General features: G+C 70.5%; 19 protein-coding genes and 1 other RNA gene. 5 read left to right on the top strand and 15 right to left on the bottom strand.

Features of this window, described 5'->3' with window-relative positions; genetic code table 11:
- Nucleotides 1–92 precede the first annotated feature (92 nt).
- The 3 genes from JAP66_RS02920 to JAP66_RS02910 are packed head-to-tail and all read right to left on the bottom strand — an operon-like array spanning nucleotide 93 to nucleotide 1,601.
- Complete coding sequence (locus tag JAP66_RS02920; RefSeq protein WP_199429935.1) at nucleotides 93–629, bottom strand: uridine kinase family protein; 537 nt, start codon at nucleotides 627–629, stop codon at nucleotides 93–95.
- A gap of 14 nt (nucleotides 630–643) precedes the next feature.
- On the bottom strand, nucleotides 644–1,240 hold the full coding sequence (gene recR / locus JAP66_RS02915; RefSeq protein WP_199429934.1) for a recombination mediator RecR: 597 nt from the start codon (nucleotides 1,238–1,240) through the stop codon (nucleotides 644–646).
- Nucleotide 1,241: 1 nt separating this feature from the next.
- Entirely contained in the window at nucleotides 1,242–1,601 is a 360-nt protein-coding gene (locus tag JAP66_RS02910; RefSeq protein WP_199429933.1) for a YbaB/EbfC family nucleoid-associated protein, read from the bottom strand.
- Between the two features lie 77 nt (nucleotides 1,602–1,678).
- Between JAP66_RS02910 and JAP66_RS02905 the strand changes: the two genes are divergently transcribed.
- Nucleotides 1,679–2,539 carry an N-acetylmuramoyl-L-alanine amidase gene (locus JAP66_RS02905; protein ID WP_307849412.1) on the top strand — a complete coding sequence of 287 codons (861 nt, stop codon included), beginning with the start codon at nucleotides 1,679–1,681 and terminating at the stop codon, nucleotides 2,537–2,539.
- A gap of 49 nt (nucleotides 2,540–2,588) precedes the next feature.
- On the opposite strand, the gene JAP66_RS02900 is transcribed toward JAP66_RS02905, so the two are convergent.
- From JAP66_RS02900 to JAP66_RS02890, 3 genes are all read right to left on the bottom strand, one after another.
- Nucleotides 2,589–4,604 carry a DNA polymerase III subunit gamma and tau gene (locus tag JAP66_RS02900; protein ID WP_199429932.1) on the bottom strand — a complete coding sequence of 672 codons (2,016 nt, stop codon included), beginning with the start codon at nucleotides 4,602–4,604 and terminating at the stop codon, nucleotides 2,589–2,591.
- 43 nt (nucleotides 4,605–4,647) lie between these two features.
- Nucleotides 4,648–4,744, bottom strand: an RNA gene (gene ffs / locus JAP66_RS02895) — signal recognition particle sRNA small type.
- Between the two features lie 88 nt (nucleotides 4,745–4,832).
- Nucleotides 4,833–5,084, bottom strand: a complete 252-nt coding sequence (locus tag JAP66_RS02890; protein WP_199429931.1) for a DUF397 domain-containing protein — start codon at nucleotides 5,082–5,084, stop codon at nucleotides 4,833–4,835.
- A gap of 235 nt (nucleotides 5,085–5,319) precedes the next feature.
- Here JAP66_RS02890 and JAP66_RS02885 point away from each other — a divergent pair, with 235 nt between their 5' ends.
- A complete protein-coding gene (locus JAP66_RS02885; RefSeq protein WP_199429930.1) occupies nucleotides 5,320–5,559 on the top strand; it encodes a hypothetical protein in 240 nt (79 codons plus the stop codon).
- 12 nt (nucleotides 5,560–5,571) lie between these two features.
- Here JAP66_RS02885 and JAP66_RS02880 read toward each other — a convergent pair whose 3' ends face one another.
- Nucleotides 5,572–6,429: a helix-turn-helix domain-containing protein gene (locus JAP66_RS02880; RefSeq protein ID WP_199429929.1), complete on the bottom strand. Its 858-nt coding sequence runs from the start codon at nucleotides 6,427–6,429 to the stop codon at nucleotides 5,572–5,574.
- Nucleotides 6,430–6,580: 151 nt separating this feature from the next.
- Between JAP66_RS02880 and gnd the strand changes: the two genes are divergently transcribed.
- Nucleotides 6,581–8,020 (top strand): NADP-dependent phosphogluconate dehydrogenase, encoded by a 1,440-nt coding sequence (gnd, locus tag JAP66_RS02875; RefSeq protein ID WP_199429928.1) that lies wholly within the window; start codon nucleotides 6,581–6,583, stop codon nucleotides 8,018–8,020.
- Between the two features lie 68 nt (nucleotides 8,021–8,088).
- On the opposite strand, the gene JAP66_RS02870 is transcribed toward gnd, so the two are convergent.
- A complete protein-coding gene (locus JAP66_RS02870; protein WP_199430050.1) occupies nucleotides 8,089–9,270 on the bottom strand; it encodes a 4-hydroxybenzoate 3-monooxygenase in 1,182 nt (393 codons plus the stop codon).
- Between the two features lie 137 nt (nucleotides 9,271–9,407).
- The gene (locus JAP66_RS02865; RefSeq protein WP_199429927.1) at nucleotides 9,408–10,205 is read right to left on the bottom strand and encodes an IclR family transcriptional regulator; all 798 of its coding nucleotides are present in this window, start codon (nucleotides 10,203–10,205) and stop codon (nucleotides 9,408–9,410) included.
- A 93-nt stretch (nucleotides 10,206–10,298) separates the two neighbouring features.
- Between JAP66_RS02865 and JAP66_RS02860 the strand changes: the two genes are divergently transcribed.
- Together JAP66_RS02860 and JAP66_RS02855 are read left to right on the top strand one after the other, a co-directional pair.
- Nucleotides 10,299–11,666: a TrkH family potassium uptake protein gene (locus JAP66_RS02860; protein ID WP_443706202.1), complete on the top strand. Its 1,368-nt coding sequence runs from the start codon at nucleotides 10,299–10,301 to the stop codon at nucleotides 11,664–11,666.
- Nucleotides 11,659–12,324, top strand: a complete 666-nt coding sequence (locus tag JAP66_RS02855; protein ID WP_199429925.1) for a potassium channel family protein — start codon at nucleotides 11,659–11,661, stop codon at nucleotides 12,322–12,324. Before JAP66_RS02860 ends, JAP66_RS02855 begins: the two co-directional genes overlap by 8 nt.
- Nucleotides 12,325–12,408: 84 nt before the next feature.
- On the opposite strand, the gene JAP66_RS02850 is transcribed toward JAP66_RS02855, so the two are convergent.
- The 6 genes from JAP66_RS02850 to JAP66_RS02825 form a co-directional block, all read right to left on the bottom strand.
- On the bottom strand, nucleotides 12,409–13,530 hold the full coding sequence (locus JAP66_RS02850) for a 5-methyltetrahydropteroyltriglutamate--homocysteine S-methyltransferase (RefSeq protein ID WP_199429923.1): 1,122 nt from the start codon (nucleotides 13,528–13,530) through the stop codon (nucleotides 12,409–12,411).
- A 124-nt stretch (nucleotides 13,531–13,654) separates the two neighbouring features.
- Entirely contained in the window at nucleotides 13,655–14,908 is a 1,254-nt protein-coding gene (locus JAP66_RS02845; protein WP_199429921.1) for an ABC transporter substrate-binding protein, read from the bottom strand.
- Between the two features lie 4 nt (nucleotides 14,909–14,912).
- On the bottom strand, nucleotides 14,913–16,070 hold the full coding sequence (locus tag JAP66_RS02840) for a branched-chain amino acid ABC transporter permease (RefSeq protein WP_199429919.1): 1,158 nt from the start codon (nucleotides 16,068–16,070) through the stop codon (nucleotides 14,913–14,915).
- On the bottom strand, nucleotides 16,063–16,941 hold the full coding sequence (locus JAP66_RS02835; RefSeq protein ID WP_199429918.1) for a branched-chain amino acid ABC transporter permease: 879 nt from the start codon (nucleotides 16,939–16,941) through the stop codon (nucleotides 16,063–16,065). The genes JAP66_RS02840 and JAP66_RS02835 overlap by 8 nt, the downstream gene beginning before the upstream one ends.
- Nucleotides 16,941–17,723 carry an ABC transporter ATP-binding protein gene (locus JAP66_RS02830; protein ID WP_199429916.1) on the bottom strand — a complete coding sequence of 261 codons (783 nt, stop codon included), beginning with the start codon at nucleotides 17,721–17,723 and terminating at the stop codon, nucleotides 16,941–16,943. The genes JAP66_RS02835 and JAP66_RS02830 overlap by 1 nt, the downstream gene beginning before the upstream one ends.
- Nucleotides 17,720–18,532: an ABC transporter ATP-binding protein gene (locus JAP66_RS02825; protein WP_199429914.1), complete on the bottom strand. Its 813-nt coding sequence runs from the start codon at nucleotides 18,530–18,532 to the stop codon at nucleotides 17,720–17,722. The genes JAP66_RS02830 and JAP66_RS02825 overlap by 4 nt, the downstream gene beginning before the upstream one ends.
- Between the last annotated feature and the right edge of the window lie 144 nt (nucleotides 18,533–18,676).

Below are 18,676 nucleotides of genomic sequence, written 5' to 3'. Positions count from 1 at the left end.
AGCTGACGCCGAATCCTGTAGATCACGATCCGAAAACGGGACTCTTCGTGTTCATTTCCAACACGGTGTGTGCGGTGGCACCCAGTGCCTGTTCAAGCCCGTTCGAGGTCGGCGTGTCGCCGGGTGCCGTCGACGGCGAACCAGCCGCGCTCGAAGTCCTGCCAGGCACGTAGTTGTGGCCGCGATGCCTCGCCGTCCCTGCTGACGGCACGATCGAGGCGCGTGGCGGGATCCGGGCCCGGGAGCCAGCACAGGCAGGAAAGGCGCAGCCGCATCGACGCGCGGCCGGCGGAGACGCCCTCCAGCACGAGCACGCGCGGTAAGGGCACGTGGATCCAGTCACCCGGCCGTGGTTGCCCGCTGGTCCAGTCCATCCGGCGATACCGGCCCGGTTCGCCGCGGGCGAGGCGGTCGAGCACGCCTTCGGCAAGGCGCGGCCACCACGCGACCGGGTCGTCCCACGTGGCGAAGTCGTCCGTGCTGACGAGTGCGGTGGACACGCCCTGGGAACGCAGTTCGGCGACCACGGCGGCGGCGAACGTGGACTTGCCGGAGCCGGAGGGCCCGTCGATCGCCAGCACCCGGACACCGCCGAGCCTCGGCCCGGCCCGCAGCACCTCCCCCGCCACGCGGGCTGCGGCTGTCAGAGGACGCGGCGACCGGAGAGCGCCCGGCCCAGGGTGAGCTCGTCGGCGAACTCGAGGTCACCGCCCATCGGCAGGCCGGAGGCGAGGCGGGTGACCCGCAGACCGGGGAAGTCCCGCAGCATCCGCACCAGGTAGGTCGCGGTCGCCTCGCCCTCGGTGTTCGGATCGGTCGCGATGATCACCTCGGACACCTCCTCCGCGCCGAGCCTGGCGAGTAGCTCACGCATGCGGAGCTGGTCGGGCCCGACGCCGGACAGCGGGTCCAGCGAGCCGCCCAGCACGTGATAGCGACCGCGGAACTCCCGGGTGCGCTCCACCGCGAGGACGTCCTTCGGCTCCTCGACCACGCACAGCAACGCCGAGTCGCGGCGGGCGTCGCGGCAGATGCGGCACTTCTCCTGCTCGGAGACGTTGCCGCAGATCTCGCAGAACTGCACGCCTTCCTTCACCTTGCCGAGCACGTCCTGCAACCGGGCGATGTCCGCCGGATCGGTGGCCAGCAGATGAAAAGCAATGCGCTGCGCACTCTTCGGACCGATCCCGGGCATGCGCCCGAGCTCGTCGATGAGGTCCTGAACGACGCCTTCGTACAAGCTACTGTCCGGGAAGCCCGAGATTGCCCAGGTCGGGCATGCCACCGCCGAGGCCGCCCGCGAGCGGGCCGAGCTTCTCCTCGGTGAGCTTCTGCGCGTTGCCCGTCGCGTCGCGCACGGCGGCGACGACGAGGTCGGCAAGCGTCTCCGTGTCGTCGGGGTCGACGACCTGCGGATCGATCGTGAGGTTCTTGAGCTCGAGGCCGCCGGTGACCGTCGCGGTCACGAGACCGCCACCGGACGTACCGGTCACCTCGGCCGCGGCCAGCTCCTCCTGCGCCGTCGCCAGCTGCTCCTGCATCTGCTGCGCCTGCTGCAGGATCTGCTGCATGTCGGGCATTCCACCGCCGGGTTGCACCATATTCGGCTTCCGATCCTCATAGCTTGCTTGCACGTGCCTTCCAGCGTAGCCCCAGCGCATGTGGCACCGTGTGAGCCGTGCGGCATCGTCGTGTCCTGCTTCCGTTCCTGGCCGTGCTGCTGGTGGGCGGCTGTGGCGGTGGGGATGCCGCGGCCCCGGTGACCAGCGCCTCCAGCACCGGCAGCACCACCGCCACGACCGCCGGGGCGCCCCGAAGCGTCACGGTGCCGCCGGTCCCGCCACCGGCGCGGACGCCCGGGGCACCGGAGACACCGCGGCAGGCACCGGTGGTCGTACTGGACGCCGGGCACAACGGTGGCAACGCGAGCCATCCGGAGGCCGTCAACCGCCAGGTGCCCGCGGGGCGGGGCCGGATGAAGGCCTGCAACACCACGGGCACCGCCACCGCAGGGGGCTACCCCGAGCACGCCTTCAACTTCGACGTGTCCCGACGGGTCGGGGACATCCTCACGGCGGCCGGGGTCCGCGTGGTGCCGACCCGGGACGCCGACGTCGGGATCGGACCGTGCGTCGACGAGCGGGCGGCCATCGGCAACGAGGCGAACGCCGCCGCGGTGGTGTCGATCCACGCCGACGGCTCGACGGCGGCGGGTGCCCGCGGCTTCCACATCGCGTACGCGGCGCCGCCGCTCAACGAGGCACAGGGCGAGCCCGCGAACCGGCTCGCCCGCACCCTGCGGGACACCTTCGAGGCGGCCGGTTTCCCCACCGCGAACTACCTCGGCGAGCAGGGGCTCTCGGCGCGCGACGACCTGGCCGGGCTGAACCTCTCCGAACGGCCCGCCGTGCTCGTGGAGTGCGGCAACATGCGCGACGCCGGGGAGGCGGCGGCGATGTCCACCCCGGCGGGCAGGCAGCGCTACGCCGAGGCCATCGCCGCGGGCATCACCGCCTACCTGGGTACCTCACCCTCGTGAGTGCGCAGCCGGGTTAGAACTCGCGTAGCCACTCACGAGGCGGGGCGGCTCAGTCGATGGGGCGGGCACCGAGGTGGTCGGAGAGCAACTTGTGCGCCCGGGCGTCCGGGTCGGCCGCCTCGCTCGCCCCGGGCTCCGGGGCCGGTGACGGCGCCTGCGACGCGTCCCTTGGCGGCTCGTCCTCGTCGTCCGGCTCGGGTGGCAGCGGAATATCCGGCTCGGTGGTGACCGGCGCGGGCCTGCCCGGCCGCTCCGCGGCCGCAGGCTGTTCCCGCGACCGCTGCTGCTGCTCCGGCTGCGCGGCCTGCTCCTCGCGCTGCGGCGGCCGCTGCGCCGGCGGGGGGCTCTGCGGCGCGGGCGGGCGCTGCGGTGCGGGCGGGCCCGCGGACGTCTGCCGCGCCGGTGCGGACTGTGCGGCGTCCGTGTGCACGCACCGGACCTGCCACTCACCGGTGAGCAGTTCACCGAGCGCCGCCGCGATCCGCTCGGCGTTGTGCGGTTCGGACAGCCGCCGGGCCAGCGGCGCGGCGTTGTGGGTGAGCACCACGGTGGAGCCTTCGACGCTGTGCACGGTCGCGTTGGTCAGCATCGCCTCGGTGCTGCGGCTCGTCTTCCGCACGGTGGCGAGCAACTGCGGCCAGTACTGGCGCAACGCGGTCGCGTCGACCTGGCCGGGTTCGGCCTGCCGCGGCTCGGGCTCGGGCGCAGGGGTCTCCGGCCGTGGTGGCGCCGGTGGCCGGTCGGCGGCGGGCTCGGCGGGCTTGGCGGACTCGGCCGCGGCGGGCCGTTGTGAGGGCCGGTCGTAGGCAGCACGCTCGGGCTGAGCCACCGGAGCCGCCGGGGCACGCTCGGTGTTCGGCGCCGTCTGCGCCGTCTGCGCCGTCTGCGCCGTCTGCTCGGGTTGCGCGGTGACCCGGCGTTCCAGCCGTTCGAGGCGTTGCAGCAGGGCGGCCTCGCTGTCGGAAACCGCGGGCAGCAACATCCGCGCGCAGAGCAGTTCGAGCAGCAGCCGGGGCGCGGTCGCGCCGCGCATCTCCAGCAGTCCGTTGTGGACGATCTCGGCGTAGCGCGTCAGCGTGGCGAGGCCGATGCGCTCCGCCTGCGCCACCATCCGGTTGAGCTGCTCCTCCGGCACGTCCACCATGCCCGCCGTCGCGGCGTCCGGCACCGACCGCAGCAGTACCAGGTCCCGCAACCGGTCGAGCAGGTCGGCGGCGAAGCGCCGCGAGTCGTGCCCGGCCTCGGCCAGCCGCTCGACCGTGCCGAAGACGGCCTTCGAGTCGTCCGCGGCCAGCCCGTCGACCATGTCGTCGATCAGCGCTACGTCGGTGACTCCCAGCAGGGCCAGCGCACGCTCGTAGGTGATGCCCTCCGGCCCCGCGCCTGCCAGCAGCTGGTCGAGCAGCGACTGGGTGTCCCTGGCGGAGCCGCCACCGGCCCGGATGATCAGCGGATACACCGCGGGCTCGACGGGCACGCCCTCGGCCTCGACGTTGCGCTCCAGCAGCTCGCGCATCGAGCTCGGCGGGATCAGCCGGAACGGGTAGTGGTGCGTCCGCGAGCGGATGGTGGTGAGCACCTTGTCCGGCTCGGTGGTCGCGAAGATGAAGATGAGGTGCTCGGGCGGCTCTTCGACGATCTTGAGCAGGGCGTTGAAGCCCTGCGTGGTGACCATGTGGGCCTCGTCGATGATGAACACGCGGTACCGCGACTCGGCGGGCGCGTAGAACGCCCGGTCGCGCAGCTCCCGCGCGTCGTCGACACCGCCGTGGCTGGCGGCGTCGAGCTCGGTGACGTCGATGCTGCCCGGGCCCTCCGGGGCGAGCGCGCGGCAGGGCCCGCACTCGCCGCACGGGTCCGAGGTGGGCCCCTCGGCACAGTTCAGCGAGCGCGCCATGATCCGTGCGCTGGAGGTCTTGCCGCAGCCACGCGGGCCGGAGAACAGGTAGGCGTGGTTGATCCGGCCTGCCGCCAGCGCCGTGCGCAGGGGCTCGGTGACGTGCTCCTGCCCGACGACCTCGGCGAACGTGGCCGGACGGTATTTGCGGTACAGCGCGAGTGCCACGCCGCGAGAGTACCGGGCTGTCCCGACGATTCCCGGGCGGGAGACAAAAGGGGACCCCCGCACCCGTCAGAGCCTGCTTATCCTTGCTGCCTTCCGGCCCTGGGGAGGTTCACAGGGTGGACGCCGCGGGGGTCCGCCGACAAGTGTACGCACGCCCCGTGCCGCCGTCCGCGGCGGGCACCCGGGTGAGATAACCCACAGCGCACGCGGGGCGCACTGTGTCCGGGATCACCCCGGCAGGTCGAACTGGCCGGCCTTCACGGCGACCAGAAACGCCTGCCACTCGCCCGCGTCGAAGACGAAGACCGGGCTGTCGCGCAGCTTCGTATCGCGCACGCCGACCCTGCCCGCACCCAGATTGACCTCGACACAGTTGCCACCGTTGGGCTCGCTCGCAAACGACTTCTGCCAGCCCGCGGCGTCGAACATGCTCGCCGCCGTAGCCGGGTCGTAATCTGTTTGCGCAGCATAATCGCCCATGGCAATACCTCCGTGCCGTCCTTGGCGGACGCGACCGTGCGCGCATCAGCGACACACTTTCGGCGCCCCATAGTCGGAACCAGCCTGCCGATGCCGCCATCCGTGCGACATCCAGCCGACTGACTCGACAGCGTGATTAATCTGAGAGTAGGATTATTACTATCCGTTCGGGTACTCCGGACGCAAATCGGGTCGGCCGCGCGCCCGGCCGGCGCAACCTGGGGATGGAGCTCACATGGCCGTACGACTTGACGTGGAACCGGCGCCGATCGACACGGCCGACCCCGAGCCGAGCCGCCTGGGTGCGCGCTTCGGGCTCGCCCTGCTGAAGCTGTCGGCCCGGAGATCGGGCCAGCGCTGGCCTGCCGACTTCGAGGCGAGCAGCGACGGCCGGGAGATCACCGCACAGCGGCCGAGCAGACCTTTGGTGCTGCTGGAGGACCCCTTCGCGCTGCGGACGCTCTGCCGCGCCTGACCCCGCGGCCGGTCAGGCGTTGAGCGCCTCGCGGTAGCGCTCGGCGAGCTCCTTGAGGAACTGCCTCGTCTCCTGCCGTTCCAGCGCGGCACCCCGCAGCCGGTCCCAGGCGTCCACGAACAGCTGGAAGTCCTTGATGTCGTCGAGGTAGATGCCGCCCGCCGAGTGCTCGATGTAGACGAAGTCCCGGGTGCGGTCGGGAAAGCGCATGATCGTGAAGTCGTTCGGCACGGCGGCCAGCTTGGCGTCGAAGGGCAGTACGTGCACGTACACCCGCGCCCGCCGCTCCAGTTCCAGCATGTGCTCGAGCTGGTCGAGCATCACCGCGGGGGCGGAGCCGCCCGGCGCCCGTCTCAGCGCCGACTCGCTGATGATGAACCGGTAGTACGGCGGCTGCTGCTGGTCGAAGACGGCCTTGCGGTCCAGCCGGTTGCGCACGAGCGAGGTGACGTCGGTGGCGCCGAACTCGGTGAACTGCTTGAGCATGTAGTGCTCGGACTGCAGCGGCCCCGGGATGCGCTCGCCGTGCCAGGTGAGGATCTCGGCGGCGGCCGGTTCCAGGTCGGTGAACGTCCGGAACCAGTGCGGCACCACGGAGCGGTAGCCGGACCAGTGCCCGCGCTGCCCCGCCGCGGCCCTTGCCAGGTTCAGCAGCGCGTCGGCCTCCTCGCCCGCGACGTCGAAGGTGTCCAGCATCGTGCGGACGTCGCCGAGCTTGACACCCACGGCGCCGGACTCGATCTTGTTGACCTTGCCCTGCGTGCAGCCCAGGATGTCGGCGACCTGCTGCTGGGTCAGCCCGGCCGAGGTACGCGCGTGCCGCAGCTCGTTGCCGAGCTGCTTGCGACGGGACGTGACGGTGCTGGCCATCAGCAGACCTCGCTCGACACCTAGAGACCCCTATCACACGTGACGCACGGGCACCTGACGTTACCGTTCCACGTCGCGGAATTCGAGGGGTGCCCCTATCCGGTTCGATAGTGTGGCCGCAGGCCACGGCGGCGGACTGGAGGGCACACGAATGAGTGACAAGGCGAGCATCGGAGTGACCGGGCTGGCGGTGATGGGCCGCAACCTGGCCCGCAACCTCGCACGGCACGGGCACACCGTCGCCCTGCACAACCGCTCCGAGCAGCGCACCCGCGAGCTGGTGGAGCAGTTCGGCTCCGAGGGGACGTTCATTCCCGCGTACTCGGCACGGGAGTTCGTCGACGCGCTCAGGCGGCCGAGGCAGATCGTCGTGATGGTGAAGGCCGGTGAACCGACCGACGCGGTGATCGAGGAGTTCGCGCCGCTGCTCGAACCCGGTGACGTGATCGTGGACGCGGGCAACGCGCATTTCGCCGACACCCGGCGCAGGGAGGCCGCGCTGCGCGAGCGGGGGCTGCACTTCGTCGGCACCGGCGTCTCCGGTGGCGAGGAGGGTGCGCTGCACGGGCCGAGCATCATGCCCGGCGGCTCCAGGGAGTCCTACGAATCACTCGGCCCGCTGCTGGAGGACATCTCCGCCAAGGTGGACGGCACCCCGTGCTGCACCCACATCGGGCCGGACGGCGCCGGGCACTTCGTCAAGATGGTGCACAACGGTATCGAGTACTCGGACATGCAGCTCATCGCCGAGTCGTTCGACCTGCTGCGCGGCGCGCTCGGCTACGAGCCCGCGCAGATCGCGGAGGTGTTCCGGACGTGGAACACCGGGCGGCTCGACTCCTACCTGATCGAGATCACCGCGGAGGTGCTGGCGCACACCGACGCCGCCACCGGCAAGCCGTTCGTCGACGTGGTCGCCGACCAGGCCGAGCAGAAGGGCACCGGGCGCTGGACCGTCCAGATCGGACTCGACCTGGGGGTTCCGATCACCGGCATCGCGGAGGCCACCTTCGCGCGGTCGCTCTCCGGCCACGCAGACCTGCGGGAAGCCACGCGAGGGCTCGGCGGCCCGACCCGCGCACCCCTGACGGGCGCGGCCGCGGAGAGCTTCGCCGACGACGTCGAACAGGCGCTGTACGCCTCCAAGGTCGTGGCCTACGCGCAGGGGTTCAACCAGATCCAGGCGGGTAGCGCCGAGTACGGCTGGGACATCGACCTCGGCGCGGTCGCCTCCCTCTGGCGGGGCGGCTGCATCATCCGCGCCAAGTTCCTCGACGACATCCGGGCCGCCTACGAGGCCGAGCCCGCCCTGCCAACGCTGCTCACCAGTGGCGACTTCCGCAAGGCTGTGGAGGACGCGCAGGACGCCTGGCGGTCGGTGGTCTCCACGGCGGTGCGGCTCGGCATCCCGACCCCCGGCTTCTCCACCGCGCTGGCCTACTACGACGCGCTGCGCGCCGAGCGCCTGCCCGCCGCGCTGGTGCAGGGCCAGCGGGACTACTTCGGCGCGCACACCTACCGCAGGGTCGACCGGGACGGCTCGTTCCACACGGAATGGGCGACCGAGGACCGCACCGAGCACCCGGCCTGAGGTCGTGAGTGCGGACGCGAGTTAGAACTCGCGTCCGCACTCACGAGGACCCTGGCGACTGGGTTCGCTCAGTCGAAGGGCAGGCCGACGTAGTTCTCGGCCAGGCTGGTCGCCGCCGCGGTGGACGACGCGGTGTAGCGCAGCTGGGACAGTTGCAGCCGGTGCTGGAACTCGTCGGCCTGCGGGTCGGTGTGCAGCATCGACGTCATGTACCAGGAGAAGTGCTCGGCCCGCCACACCCGCTGCAGGCAGGTGTCCGAGTAGGACTCCGCGCGGTCGGTCCGGTTTCGGCGCAGCAGATCGGTGAGGGCGCGGGAGAGGTTGCGGACGTCGGCGATCGCGAGGTTCATCCCCTTGGCGCCGGTCGGCGGCACGATGTGGGCGGCGTCTCCGGCGAGGAAAAGCCTGCCGTACTGCATCGGCTCGACGACGAAGCTGCGCATCGGGGTGATGCTCTTCTCCAGCACCGGCCCCTCGCGGAGGGTGAAGTCCGCCGAGGTGGTCTCCAGGCGCCGTTCCAGCTCCGCCCAGATCCGGTCGTCGGACCAGTTCTCGATCGTGTCCCGCGGGTCGACCTGCAGGTAGAGGCGGGTGATCTCGGGCGAACGCATGCTGTGCAGAGCGAAGCCGCGCTCGTGCCGGGTGTAGATCAGCTCCTCGTGTGACGGCGGCGTCCGCGCCAGCACGCCGAGCCAGGCGAACGGGTACTCGTGGTCGAAGGTGCGCAGCCCGCCTGCCGGGATCGAGGGCCTGCTGACCCCGTGGAAGCCGTCGCAGCCGGCGATCACCGCGCAGTTCAGCTCCCGCGCGTTTCCGTCCGCGTCGGTGTAGGTGACGCGCGGCCGCTCGGTGTCGAGGTCGTGCAGCGCGACGTCGGACACCTCGAACTCGATCGGCAGGCCCTTGTCCACGTGCGCGGCGATGAGGTCCTTGACGATCTCCTGCTGCCCGTACACGGTGATCGACCGGCCGGTGAGCTCGGTGAGCGCGATGCGATGGTCCTCGCCGTCGAAGCGCAGCGAGAGGCCGTGGTGCGGCATGCCCTCCTCTTCCATCCTGCCGCCGACACCGATCTCCCGCAGCAACTCGACCGTCGGCTGCTCGCACACCCCGGCCCGCACGCGCTTCTCGATGTACTCCCTCCTGCGGGTCTCCAGCAGCACGGCGTCGACGCCCTCCAGCTGCAACAGGTACGAGAGCAGCAGGCCCGCCGGTCCCGCGCCGATGATGCCAACCTGGGTGTCCGTCACCGATTCCTCCTGTTCCTGCCGCTTTCTGCCCGCACTGCCCGCACTGCCCGCACTGCCCGCACTGCCCGCACAGGGTGCGATGCCGGGACCGGGCGGCGCCACCTTCGCTTCCATTCACCGGAAGCGTTTTGCCGAACTCAGAACGTCTCGCGGTGCACGTCGCCCGGAACGTGGGCGGCGCGCGGAGCGCCGAGGACGCGGGAGATGCCTCGCGCGGCGGCGCGCACGGCAGGCACGAGCGTGCGCGGGTCCGTGCCCTCGGCGGGCACCACGATGGAGATCGCGGCCGTCACCGTGTCGTCGCCGCCGTACACGGGCGCCGCGACCGACAGCGCGTCCAGCTCGATCTGGCCGTCGCTGATCGCGTACCCGTTGCGCCGCACCTCCGCGAGTTCCCTGCGCAGCCGGGCGGCGGAGGAGATCGTCTTCGCCGAGTAGCGCTTCAACGGTGCCGCCAGCACCTGCTCCTGCACGGCGGCGGGCGCGTACGCCAGCAGCACGAGGCCGACGCCGGTCGCGTGCACGGGCAGCCTGCCGCCGACCCGCGACTGGATCCGGATCGCGTGCCGGCCCGAGATGCGCTCCAGGTAGACCACCTCGGCGGCGTCGAGCACCGCGAGCTGCACATTCTGGTGGGTGGCCTCGTACAGGTCCTCCAGGAACGGCAGCGCGCTCTCCCGCAGGCCGGGGCCGTGTGGCGCGAGCGAGGCCACCTCCCACAGCCAGAGCCCCACCCGGTAGCCGCCGTCGTCGTCGCGCTCCAGCGCACCCCGCGCGGTCAGCTCCCGCACCAGCCGGTGGGTCGTGGACAGCGGCAGGCCGGCGCGGCGGGCGAGTTCGGACAGGGTCAGCACGGGCCGGTCCGGGGAGAACGCGTCGAGCACGTCCAGGACCCGGCCGGCGACCGACGGGGATACCTCCGCGTTGTGCCGCACCCCACTCACTCAAGTGTGTCGATCTCCCGCACGCAACCCGCAGGTCAGGCATACGCTGCGCGGCGGAGATCCGTGGACGAACGGAGCGGTGATGTGACGCTTGCGCTGACCCGGGGCGTGCTGCGCCGGTTCGTTCCGAGCTGGCGCCATCCCGCGCGGATCGTCGTCACCGCGTTCGCCTCGGCGATCGCCGTGGGCACCGTCCTGCTGCTCCTACCCGCCGCCGCCGCGCCCGGACAGTCGACGGGCTTCGTCTCGGCGCTGTTCACCGCCACCTCCGCCGTCTGCGTCACCGGGCTCGTCGTGGTGGACACGCCGACGCATTGGTCGACGTTCGGGGAGCTGGTCATCCTCGGGCTGATCCAGGTGGGCGGCCTCGGCATCATGACGATCGCGTCGCTGCTCGGCCTGCTGGTCGTCCGCCGGTTCGGGCTGCGGCTGCAACTGACCGCGCAGACCGAGACCAAGGCACTCGACCTCGGTGACGTCCGCCGCGTGGTCGGCGGGGTCGTGCTGATCAGCCTGCTGTTCGAGCTGGCCACCAGCATCCTGCTGACCGCGCGGCTCGGGCTCGGGTACGGCTACGGCTGGGGCGAGGCGGTCTACCACGGGGTCTTCCACGCCGTCTCCGCGTTCAACAACGCGGGCTTCGCGCTGTACCCGGACAGCCTCGTGCGGTTCGCCACCGATCCGTGGATCTGCCTGCCGGTGATCGTCGCGGTGCTCGCCGGCGGCCTCGGCTTCCCGGTGTGGATCGAGATCTGGCGGCGCAGGCGCGGCCGGCGGCGCTGGTCGCTGCACGCGAAGATCACCCTGCTGACCACCGGCGTGCTGCTCGGCCTGGGCGCCGTGACCATCGCCGCGGCCGAATGGAACAACCCCGAGACGCTCGGCGCCCTCGGGATCGGCGGCAAGCTGCTCGCCGGGCTGTTCCACGGGGTGATGCCGCGCACGGCCGGGTTCAACAGCATCGATGTCGGCCAGATGGAGCCCGGAACGCTGCTCGTCAACGACATCCTGATGTTCATCGGCGGTGGCAGCGCGGGCACGGCGGGCGGCATCAAGGTCACCACGTTCGCCCTGCTCGCCTTCGTCATCCTCGCCGAGATCCGCGGCGAGCCCACAGTGCACGTGATGGGCCGCAGGCTCACCGCGAGCACGCAACGCCAGGCCCTCACGGTCGCGCTGCTCAGTGTCGGTGCCGTGGTGAGCGGTACGCTGATCTTGCTGACGCTGACGCCGTTCACACTGGACGCGGTGCTTTTCGAGGCGGTGTCGGCGTTCGCGACCGTGGGCCTTTCGACGGGCATCACCGCGGGCCTGCCCGCCACCGGCGAGCTGGTGCTCACGGTGCTCATGTTCCTCGGCCGCCTCGGGCCGATCACGCTCGCCTCTGCGCTGGCGCTGCGCGAGCGCACCCGACGTTACGAACTACCGGAAGAGAGGCCGATCGTTGGCTAACCGGCACAGGAGCCATCGCGTCGTCGTGATCGGGCTCGGCAGGTTCGGCAGCTCGCTCGCCAGGGAGCTGACCCGTTCGGGCGGTGAGGTGCTCGGCATCGACCGCGACCACAAACGCGTGCAGCGTCTCGCCGACGAGCTGACGCACACCGTCGTCGCCGACACGACCGACGTCGACGCGCTCAGCCAGCTCGGCGTGCCCGACTTCCGGCGGGCCGTGGTGAGCATCGGCTCCGACATCGAGGCGAGCATCCTCACCACGTCCGTGCTTTCCGAGCTGGCGATCCCGAACATCTGGGCGAAGGCGGTCAGCCGCCAGCACGGCCGGATCCTGGAGCGCGTGGGCGCGCATCACGTCGTGCTGCCGGAGCACGAGATGGGCGAGCGGGTGGCGCACCTGGTGACCGGCCGGATGCTGGACTACATCGAGTTCGAGGACGACTACGCGATCGTCAAGACGACCGCCCCCGCCGAGGCCATCGGCAAGGCCCTCGGTGACACCCGGCTGCGGCACAAGTACGGCGTGACGGTGGTGGGCATCAAGCGCTCCGGCAAGGGCTTCACCTACGCCACGGCCGAGACGGTCGTCCACCCGGACGACATCCTTGTGGTGGCGGGCCGCCGCGACGAGGTGGAACGTTTCGCCGACCTCACCTGACGCGGCGAAGTGCCATAAAAGACTCGTTACTGGCATTTTTCGCCAGTAACGAGTCTTTCATGGCAGAAGAGCGGGCGGGTGGGGTCAGCCCCAGACCTTGGCGGCGGTCTCCACGATCCGCTCCAGCTTGCGGCGCTGCTCCTCCTCGGTCAGGTCGTTGCCCTCCTCGGTGGAGGAGAAGCCGCACTGCGGCGACAGGCAGAGCTGCTCGATGTCGACGTACTTCGACGCCTGCTCGATGCGCCGTTCGAGCATGTCCATCGATTCCAGCTCGCCGGTCTTGGTCGTGACCAGGCCGAGCACCACGTACTTGTCCTTCGGCACGAACCGCAGCGGCTCGAAGCCACCCGAGCGCTCGTCGTCGAACTCCAGGAAGAAGCCGTTCACGTCGAGCTCGTTGAACAGCGCCTCGGCGACGAAGTCGTAGCTGCCCTCGGCGGCCCACGACGAGCGGAAGTTGCCGCGGCACAGGTGGGTGGTGATCGCCATGCCCTCGGGCTTCGCGGCGATCGCGGCGTTCATCGTCTTGATGTTGCGCAGGTGCAGCGTCTCCGGGTCGCCGCCCATCCTGGCGACCATCTCGCGCTGGTTCGGATCGTTGAGGTAGGCGAGGCTGGTGTCGTCGAGCTGGAGGTAGGTGCAGCCGAGCGCGCCCATCCCCTTGATCTGGTTGGCATAGGCGGCGGAGAGGTCGGTGAAGAAGTCCTCCAGATCGGGGTACACCGTCTCGTCGACCGCGGCTCGGCCGCCCCGGTAGTACACCATGCTGGGGGAGGGAATCGTCAGCTTCGGCGTGACGCCCGAGTCCACAATGGAGCGTAGGTACGCGAAGTCGTCACCGAAGATCGTCTTGTTCAGGTTCACCTTGCCGTCGACCTGCAGCCCGGGCGGGCTGAATTCGAGGTCGCCCGCGGCGTTGTGGAACTTCACGTGCAGCCGCTCGTCGCTCTTGGAGACGCCACCGAGCTGGTAGATGAAGTCCATGTGCCACGAGGCCCGGCGGAACTCGCCGTCGGTGGCCGATCGCAGCCCGGCCTTGCGCTGCATCTCGACGACACCGCGGATCGCGTCGTCCTCGATCTCTCGCAGCTCGCCGGAACTGATCAGACCCTTCGCGGCCTTCTCCCGCGCTTGATGTAACTCGGCCGGCCGAAGAAGGCTGCCTACGTGGTCTGCGCGAAACGGAGGTGTCGAACGCTGACTCATTGCCGAATCCTCACATGTCGCCGCTAGCGCATTCAATACGAGAACGGAATCCTTCCATAAGGTGAAAATGGTCTTGCGGTGAAGGCCACCGGGCTGCCGTGCCCGGTGGCCTTCACCGCGACCGTCACTGGCCTTCGTGCGGTGCCTTGTAGTTCTTCGCGTCCTCGGCCTCGAAGAGCTGCTTGACGTACTTCATGCCGCCCTCGACGGAGGCGTCCGGCTGCGCCACGTACACCTCGCGGGTGGCCGGGGCTCCCGGCTGCGAGAAGTCCAGCGCCGCCACCAGATCGCCGGTCTCCGCCGACGTCGTCTCCTCCAGCGCCTGGTGCACGCCCGCCCGGGTCAGGTCGCCGTTCTCACAAGCCTTCTCCAGCACGGTGCCCCACACCTCGGCCACCGCGTAGCCGTAGGGCACGCCCGCGTTCGGCGGCGCGGTGAAGTTCGCGTCCTTGTACTTCTGCGCGACCTCCTGTGCCTTCGGGATGTCCGCCGAGAACGGCACGCTGCTCGCCACGACGTAGAGCTGGTCCAGCGCGCCCGCGGCCGGGCTGTCGTGCAGCAACGGGTCGAACGTCGGGTTGTTGCCGAGGATCGGCACGTTCAGGCCGAGCGCCTTGTTCGCCGCCGCGGCCGATCCGGTCTGGGTGGGCGTGGTGGTGAGCAGGATCGCCTTGACGCCCTGTCCCTTGAGCCCGGTGACGATGTTGGTCAGGTCGTTGTCGCTGGAGGTGATCTTGACCTCGCGCAGCTTGAGGTCGTGCTGCTCGGCGTAGTAGCGGGCGCCGCGCAGGCCGTTCGCGCCGTACTCGCCGTCGATGTAGATGTGCCCGACCGTGTCGCCGTCGGAGATCATGCCCTCCTCCTGCAGGTAGGAGAGCCCGTCGATCATCTCGACGTCGTAGGTGGTCCCGACGATCATCACGTACGGATTGCCCAGCAGCTCCGAGGACCACGACGCCGGGGTGGTCGTCATCTCGTCCGCCTCGAGGTCGCCACCCAGCGCCGCCATGATCGGCGAGCCGACGAGCTGCACGAAACCGAGCACCTTCGGCTCCATCTGCGGGTACAGCGTCTTCGCCGTGTCGGCCTTGTAGCCGTGGTCGACGATCTCCAGCTTGACCTGGCGGTCGCACACGCCGCCCGCGGCGTTGACGTCCTCGACCCAGAGCTCGTTGCCGTGCGTGATGCCCGTCGAGAGGTTCTTGAACGGCCCGGTCTGGTCGGTCATCACCCCGAGCGTGATCTCGGAGTCGGTGACGCCGACGCCGGTCGTGACCCCGCCCGCGCCTTCGCCGCTCTCGTCGGAACCGCCGCCCTTGGTGCCACATGCCGCCAGCACCAGTGCCGACGCGCAGGTGAGCGCGATCAATCGCCTCATGTCCTCATTCCTTTCCACGCTGCGTGAAGCTCAGGCGACCCGCGATCCTGCGGCCGATCGCCGCCAGTCCCCCGGGCTCGAACAGCACGACGAGGATGATCGCCGCGCCGTAGACGAACGAACTGATCAGGACGGGCGTGAACGTGCCCTCACCGGTGCCGGTGAACCAGCCGAGGTCGGTCGAGTACAACGCCAGCACCTGCGGCAGCCCGTTCACCACGAGGGCACCGACCAGCGCGCCGGGGACCGACCCGAGCCCGCCGATGATCACCATCGCCAGGAACGCGATCGACACGTTGATGCCGTAGGTGCCGAACTCGCTCTCGTCGGGCTTGAGGATGTCGAACCACAGCACCGTCATCACACCCGCCAGGCCCGCGTAAGCCGAGGAGACCGCGAACGCGCCCGCCTTCGCCCTCGGCACGCTCACTCCCATCACCGCGGCCGCGGGCTCGTTGTCCCGTACGGCCCGCCACGACCGGCCGACCCGGCTGCGCACGGCGCCGCGGGCCAGCAGGAACGCGATGGCGGTGAGGGCGAGGAACAGGTACCACAGCCGTTCGGCCTGCCGGAACGGCACGTTCAGGATCTCCAGGTCGCCCTCGTTGGAGAACTCGAAGCCGAACAACGAGAACGGCGTCGGCGAGCGCCCGGTGGAGGTGCCGCCGGTGAGCGTCTCCGCGGCCTGTCCGAAGTAGAGCCCCAGGAAGACCAGCGCCAGTGACGCGACGCCGAGGTAGATACCCCGCAGCCGTCCGGCCACCGGCGCGAATGCCAGGCCGAGCAACGCGGTGATCACGACGGCGCCGACCAGTGAGAGCAGCGGGTCGAGCCCGAAGCCGACCAGCGTCCCGCCCTCCGTCGATCCGGACAGCACGGTGTACGACGTGCCACCGGCGAGCAGGAAGAACGCGTGCGCCAGCGAAAGCTGCCCGGCCTGGCCGGTGAGCAGCGTCAGCCCGATCGCGCCGACCGCACCGACCATCATGTACTGCCCCGCACGCAGCCACTGCGCCTCCAGGTAGAGCGGCAGCACGAGCAGGAGCACGAGCAGCGCCAGCCAGAGCGCACCTCGCACCCACCACATCGGACCGCGACGTCGCACCGGGCTCGGCGGCGACTCCGGCGCCGTGGGCGGGGATTCCGTCGCGATCTCAGACACGGATACTCTCCCTCGTCCCGAACAGCCCGGACGGCCGCACCACGAGCACGACCAGCATCACGAGGAACACCGCGCTCTTGGCGAAGGCGAACGAGATGTAGTGCGTGGACAGCGCGTCGACGAGGCCGACGGTGATACCGCCGACGATGGCGCCCGCGGTGGAGTCGAGCCCACCGATGATCGCGGCCGGGAACGCGGCCAGCGCGATCGAGTGGGTTCCCCGGGAGAGCCCGGCGCCGGAGAAGTCCTGTGTGGCGATGAACAGCACCGCCACCCCGGCGAGGACACCGGCCACGAGCCAGGCCGTTGAGGTCACGCGAGAACTGCGGATGCCGACCAGCGCGGCCGCCTCCTTGTTCTCCGCCTGCGCCCGCATCGCCACTCCCCAGTTGGAGTAGCGGAAAGCCAGAAAGAAGGCGGTGATCAGCACGGTGGCGACGAGCAGCGCCACGAGGTGCGTGCGGAACATCGTCACGCCGCCGACCTGGAGCGGCTGGGCGTCCCAGGCGTCCCCGATGAACGGCAGCGAGACGCCGAGCCTGCGCACGATCTCCTCGGTGACGATCACGTCGACGCCGATCGTCAGCAGGGCGAGGCTGAACGGGTCTGCGAGCTTCGATCTGGACAGCAGCAGCCGCTCGACGAGCAGCGCGAGCACACCGGCACTCACGATGCCCACGACGGCGGCGCCGGCCCAGCCGAGCGTCTCCCTGGTGACCACCACGAGGTAGCCGCCGAAGAGCACGAGCGAGCCGTGCGCGAAGTTCACCACCTCGGTGGCCTTGAAGATCACCACGAAACCCAGCGCCAGCAGGGCGAACACGGCACCCTTGCCGAGGCCGTTCACCAGCAGCTGAACGAACGTCTCCACTACACGTTCTCCTTGTCGTCGGTGCCGAGGTAGGCCTTGACGACCTCGGGGTCCGCCTGCACGTCGGCGGGCGTCCCGTCCGCGATGAGCCTGCCGAAGTCGAGCACGCTGACCCGGTCGGCGATGCCCATCACCAGCCCCATGTCGTGCTCCACCAGGAGGATCGAGATGCCCAGCTCGTCGCGGATTTCGCGGATCGTGCTCGCCAGCTCCGCCGTTTCCGCGGAGTTCATCCCGGCCGCGGGCTCGTCCAGCAGCAGCAGCGCGGGCTCGACGGCAAGCGCCCTGGCGATGTCGACGCGCTTGACGGCGCCGTAGGGGAGGCCGCCGACCGGCGCGTGCAGCACGTCACCGATGCCGAGGAAGTCGCAGATCTCGGCCGCCCGCGCCGCGTGCCTGCGTTCAGGGCGGGTGACCGACGGCAGCCGCAGCCCGCATTCGAGGAAGCCGCCCCTGGTGAGGGCGAACCGGCCGAGCATCACGTTGTCCAGCACCGTCGAGTGCGGTGACAGCGCGGCGTTCTGAAACGCCCGGCCGACGCCGAGCCGGGCCAGCCGGTGCGGGCGGATGTGGGTGAGATCGGTGTCGCCGAACGTCACCCGGCCCTCGCTCGCCCGGTAGAGACCGCTGATCACGTTGAAGCAGCTCGACTTGCCCGCGCCGTTCGGCCCGATCAGGGCATGCAGTGCGCCCGGCCGCACGTCGAACGACACGTCGTCGAGCGCGCGCAGACCGCCGAAGCGCAACGTCAGCCCCTGCACGCGCAGTTCCGGCGGGGTCATCCGGCCCACCTCGACAGCCCGCGCCTGCCCGCCCGCTGGGTGCGGGCCGCGGCGGCCTCCTCCTGCGCGGCGGCGTCGGATTCGGCGTGCCCGCCGAGATAGAGCCGCTGCACCTCCTCGCTCTCGGAGAGCCCGGCGGCCGAACCGGACAGCGCCACCGTGCCGACCTCGAGCACCACGGCGTGATCGGCGACCTGCAACGCCATCACGGCGTTCTGCTCGACCAGCACCACCGCGGTGCCCTGCGCGTGGATCTCGCGGATGATCTCGCCGATCCGCGCGACCACCTTCGGCGCCAGGCCGAGCGAGGGCTCGTCGAGCAGCAACAGCCGCGGGCCGGACATCAGCGCCCTGCCGATCGCCAGCATCTGCTGCTCACCGCCGGAGAGCAGGCCCGCGCGCTGCCGGGCGCGCTCGGCGAGCACCGGGAACAGCTCGTGCACCCGTTCCCTCGCCGCCGCCCGCCGCTGCGCGGAGCGGGCACCCATCGCGCCGGCGCGCAGGTTCTCGTCGACGGTCATCCGGGCGAAGATCTGCCTGCCCTCGGGCACGCCGACGATGCCGAGCCCGACGATCGAGGCGGGGTCGAGCTTGTCGATCCGCCGGTCGCCGTAGTGGATCTCGCCGCCGACCACCGTGCCGCGGTGCATCCGCAGCGTGCCGGAGATCGTGCGCAGCAGGGTGGACTTCCCGGCGCCGTTGCTGCCGAGCACCGCGAGCACGCCGTCGTCGGGGACATCGAGGTCGATGCCGTGCAGCGCGGCCACCGAGCGCCCGTAACGCACCTGGAGGTTCCGGACGGTCAACACAGCGTGTCCCTGGATGGGCCAACGGTGCGCACTCAACCTCCCTCGGTCGTGTGACTGGCGTCACTGCCAGTGGCGGCTATCTTGAGTCGCCGCCGCCGAGGGGGACACCCCCACTTGGAGAGGTAGCGCGAACCCGGAGGTTCA

Source organism: Qaidamihabitans albus (assembly GCF_016464705.1).
In the GTDB taxonomy this organism is placed as follows: Bacteria; Actinomycetota; Actinomycetes; order Mycobacteriales; family Pseudonocardiaceae; genus Qaidamihabitans; species Qaidamihabitans albus.
Note: the sequence above shows the minus strand (reverse complement) of the source record. Positions and strands in the feature narration are given on the sequence as shown.

Bases quoted from the DNA above. Each gene is read 5' to 3' on its own strand.
- JAP66_RS02845 (WP_199429921.1), bottom strand. From the start codon at position 14,908: ATGAGGCGATTGATCGCGCTCACCTGCGCGTCGGCACTGGTGCTGGCG.
- JAP66_RS02880 (WP_199429929.1), bottom strand. From the start codon at position 6,429: ATGGCCAGCACCGTCACGTCCCGTCGCAAGCAGCTCGGCAACGAGCTG.
- JAP66_RS02830 (WP_199429916.1), bottom strand. From the start codon at position 17,723: ATGACCCCGCCGGAACTGCGCGTGCAGGGGCTGACGTTGCGCTTCGGC.
- JAP66_RS02850 (WP_199429923.1), bottom strand. From the start codon at position 13,530: ATGAGTCAGCGTTCGACACCTCCGTTTCGCGCAGACCACGTAGGCAGC.
- gnd (WP_199429928.1), top strand. From the start codon at position 6,581: ATGAGTGACAAGGCGAGCATCGGAGTGACCGGGCTGGCGGTGATGGGC.
- JAP66_RS02910 (WP_199429933.1), bottom strand. From the start codon at position 1,601: ATGGTGCAACCCGGCGGTGGAATGCCCGACATGCAGCAGATCCTGCAG.
- JAP66_RS02890 (WP_199429931.1), bottom strand. From the start codon at position 5,084: ATGGGCGATTATGCTGCGCAAACAGATTACGACCCGGCTACGGCGGCG.
- JAP66_RS02885 (WP_199429930.1), top strand. From the start codon at position 5,320: ATGGCCGTACGACTTGACGTGGAACCGGCGCCGATCGACACGGCCGAC.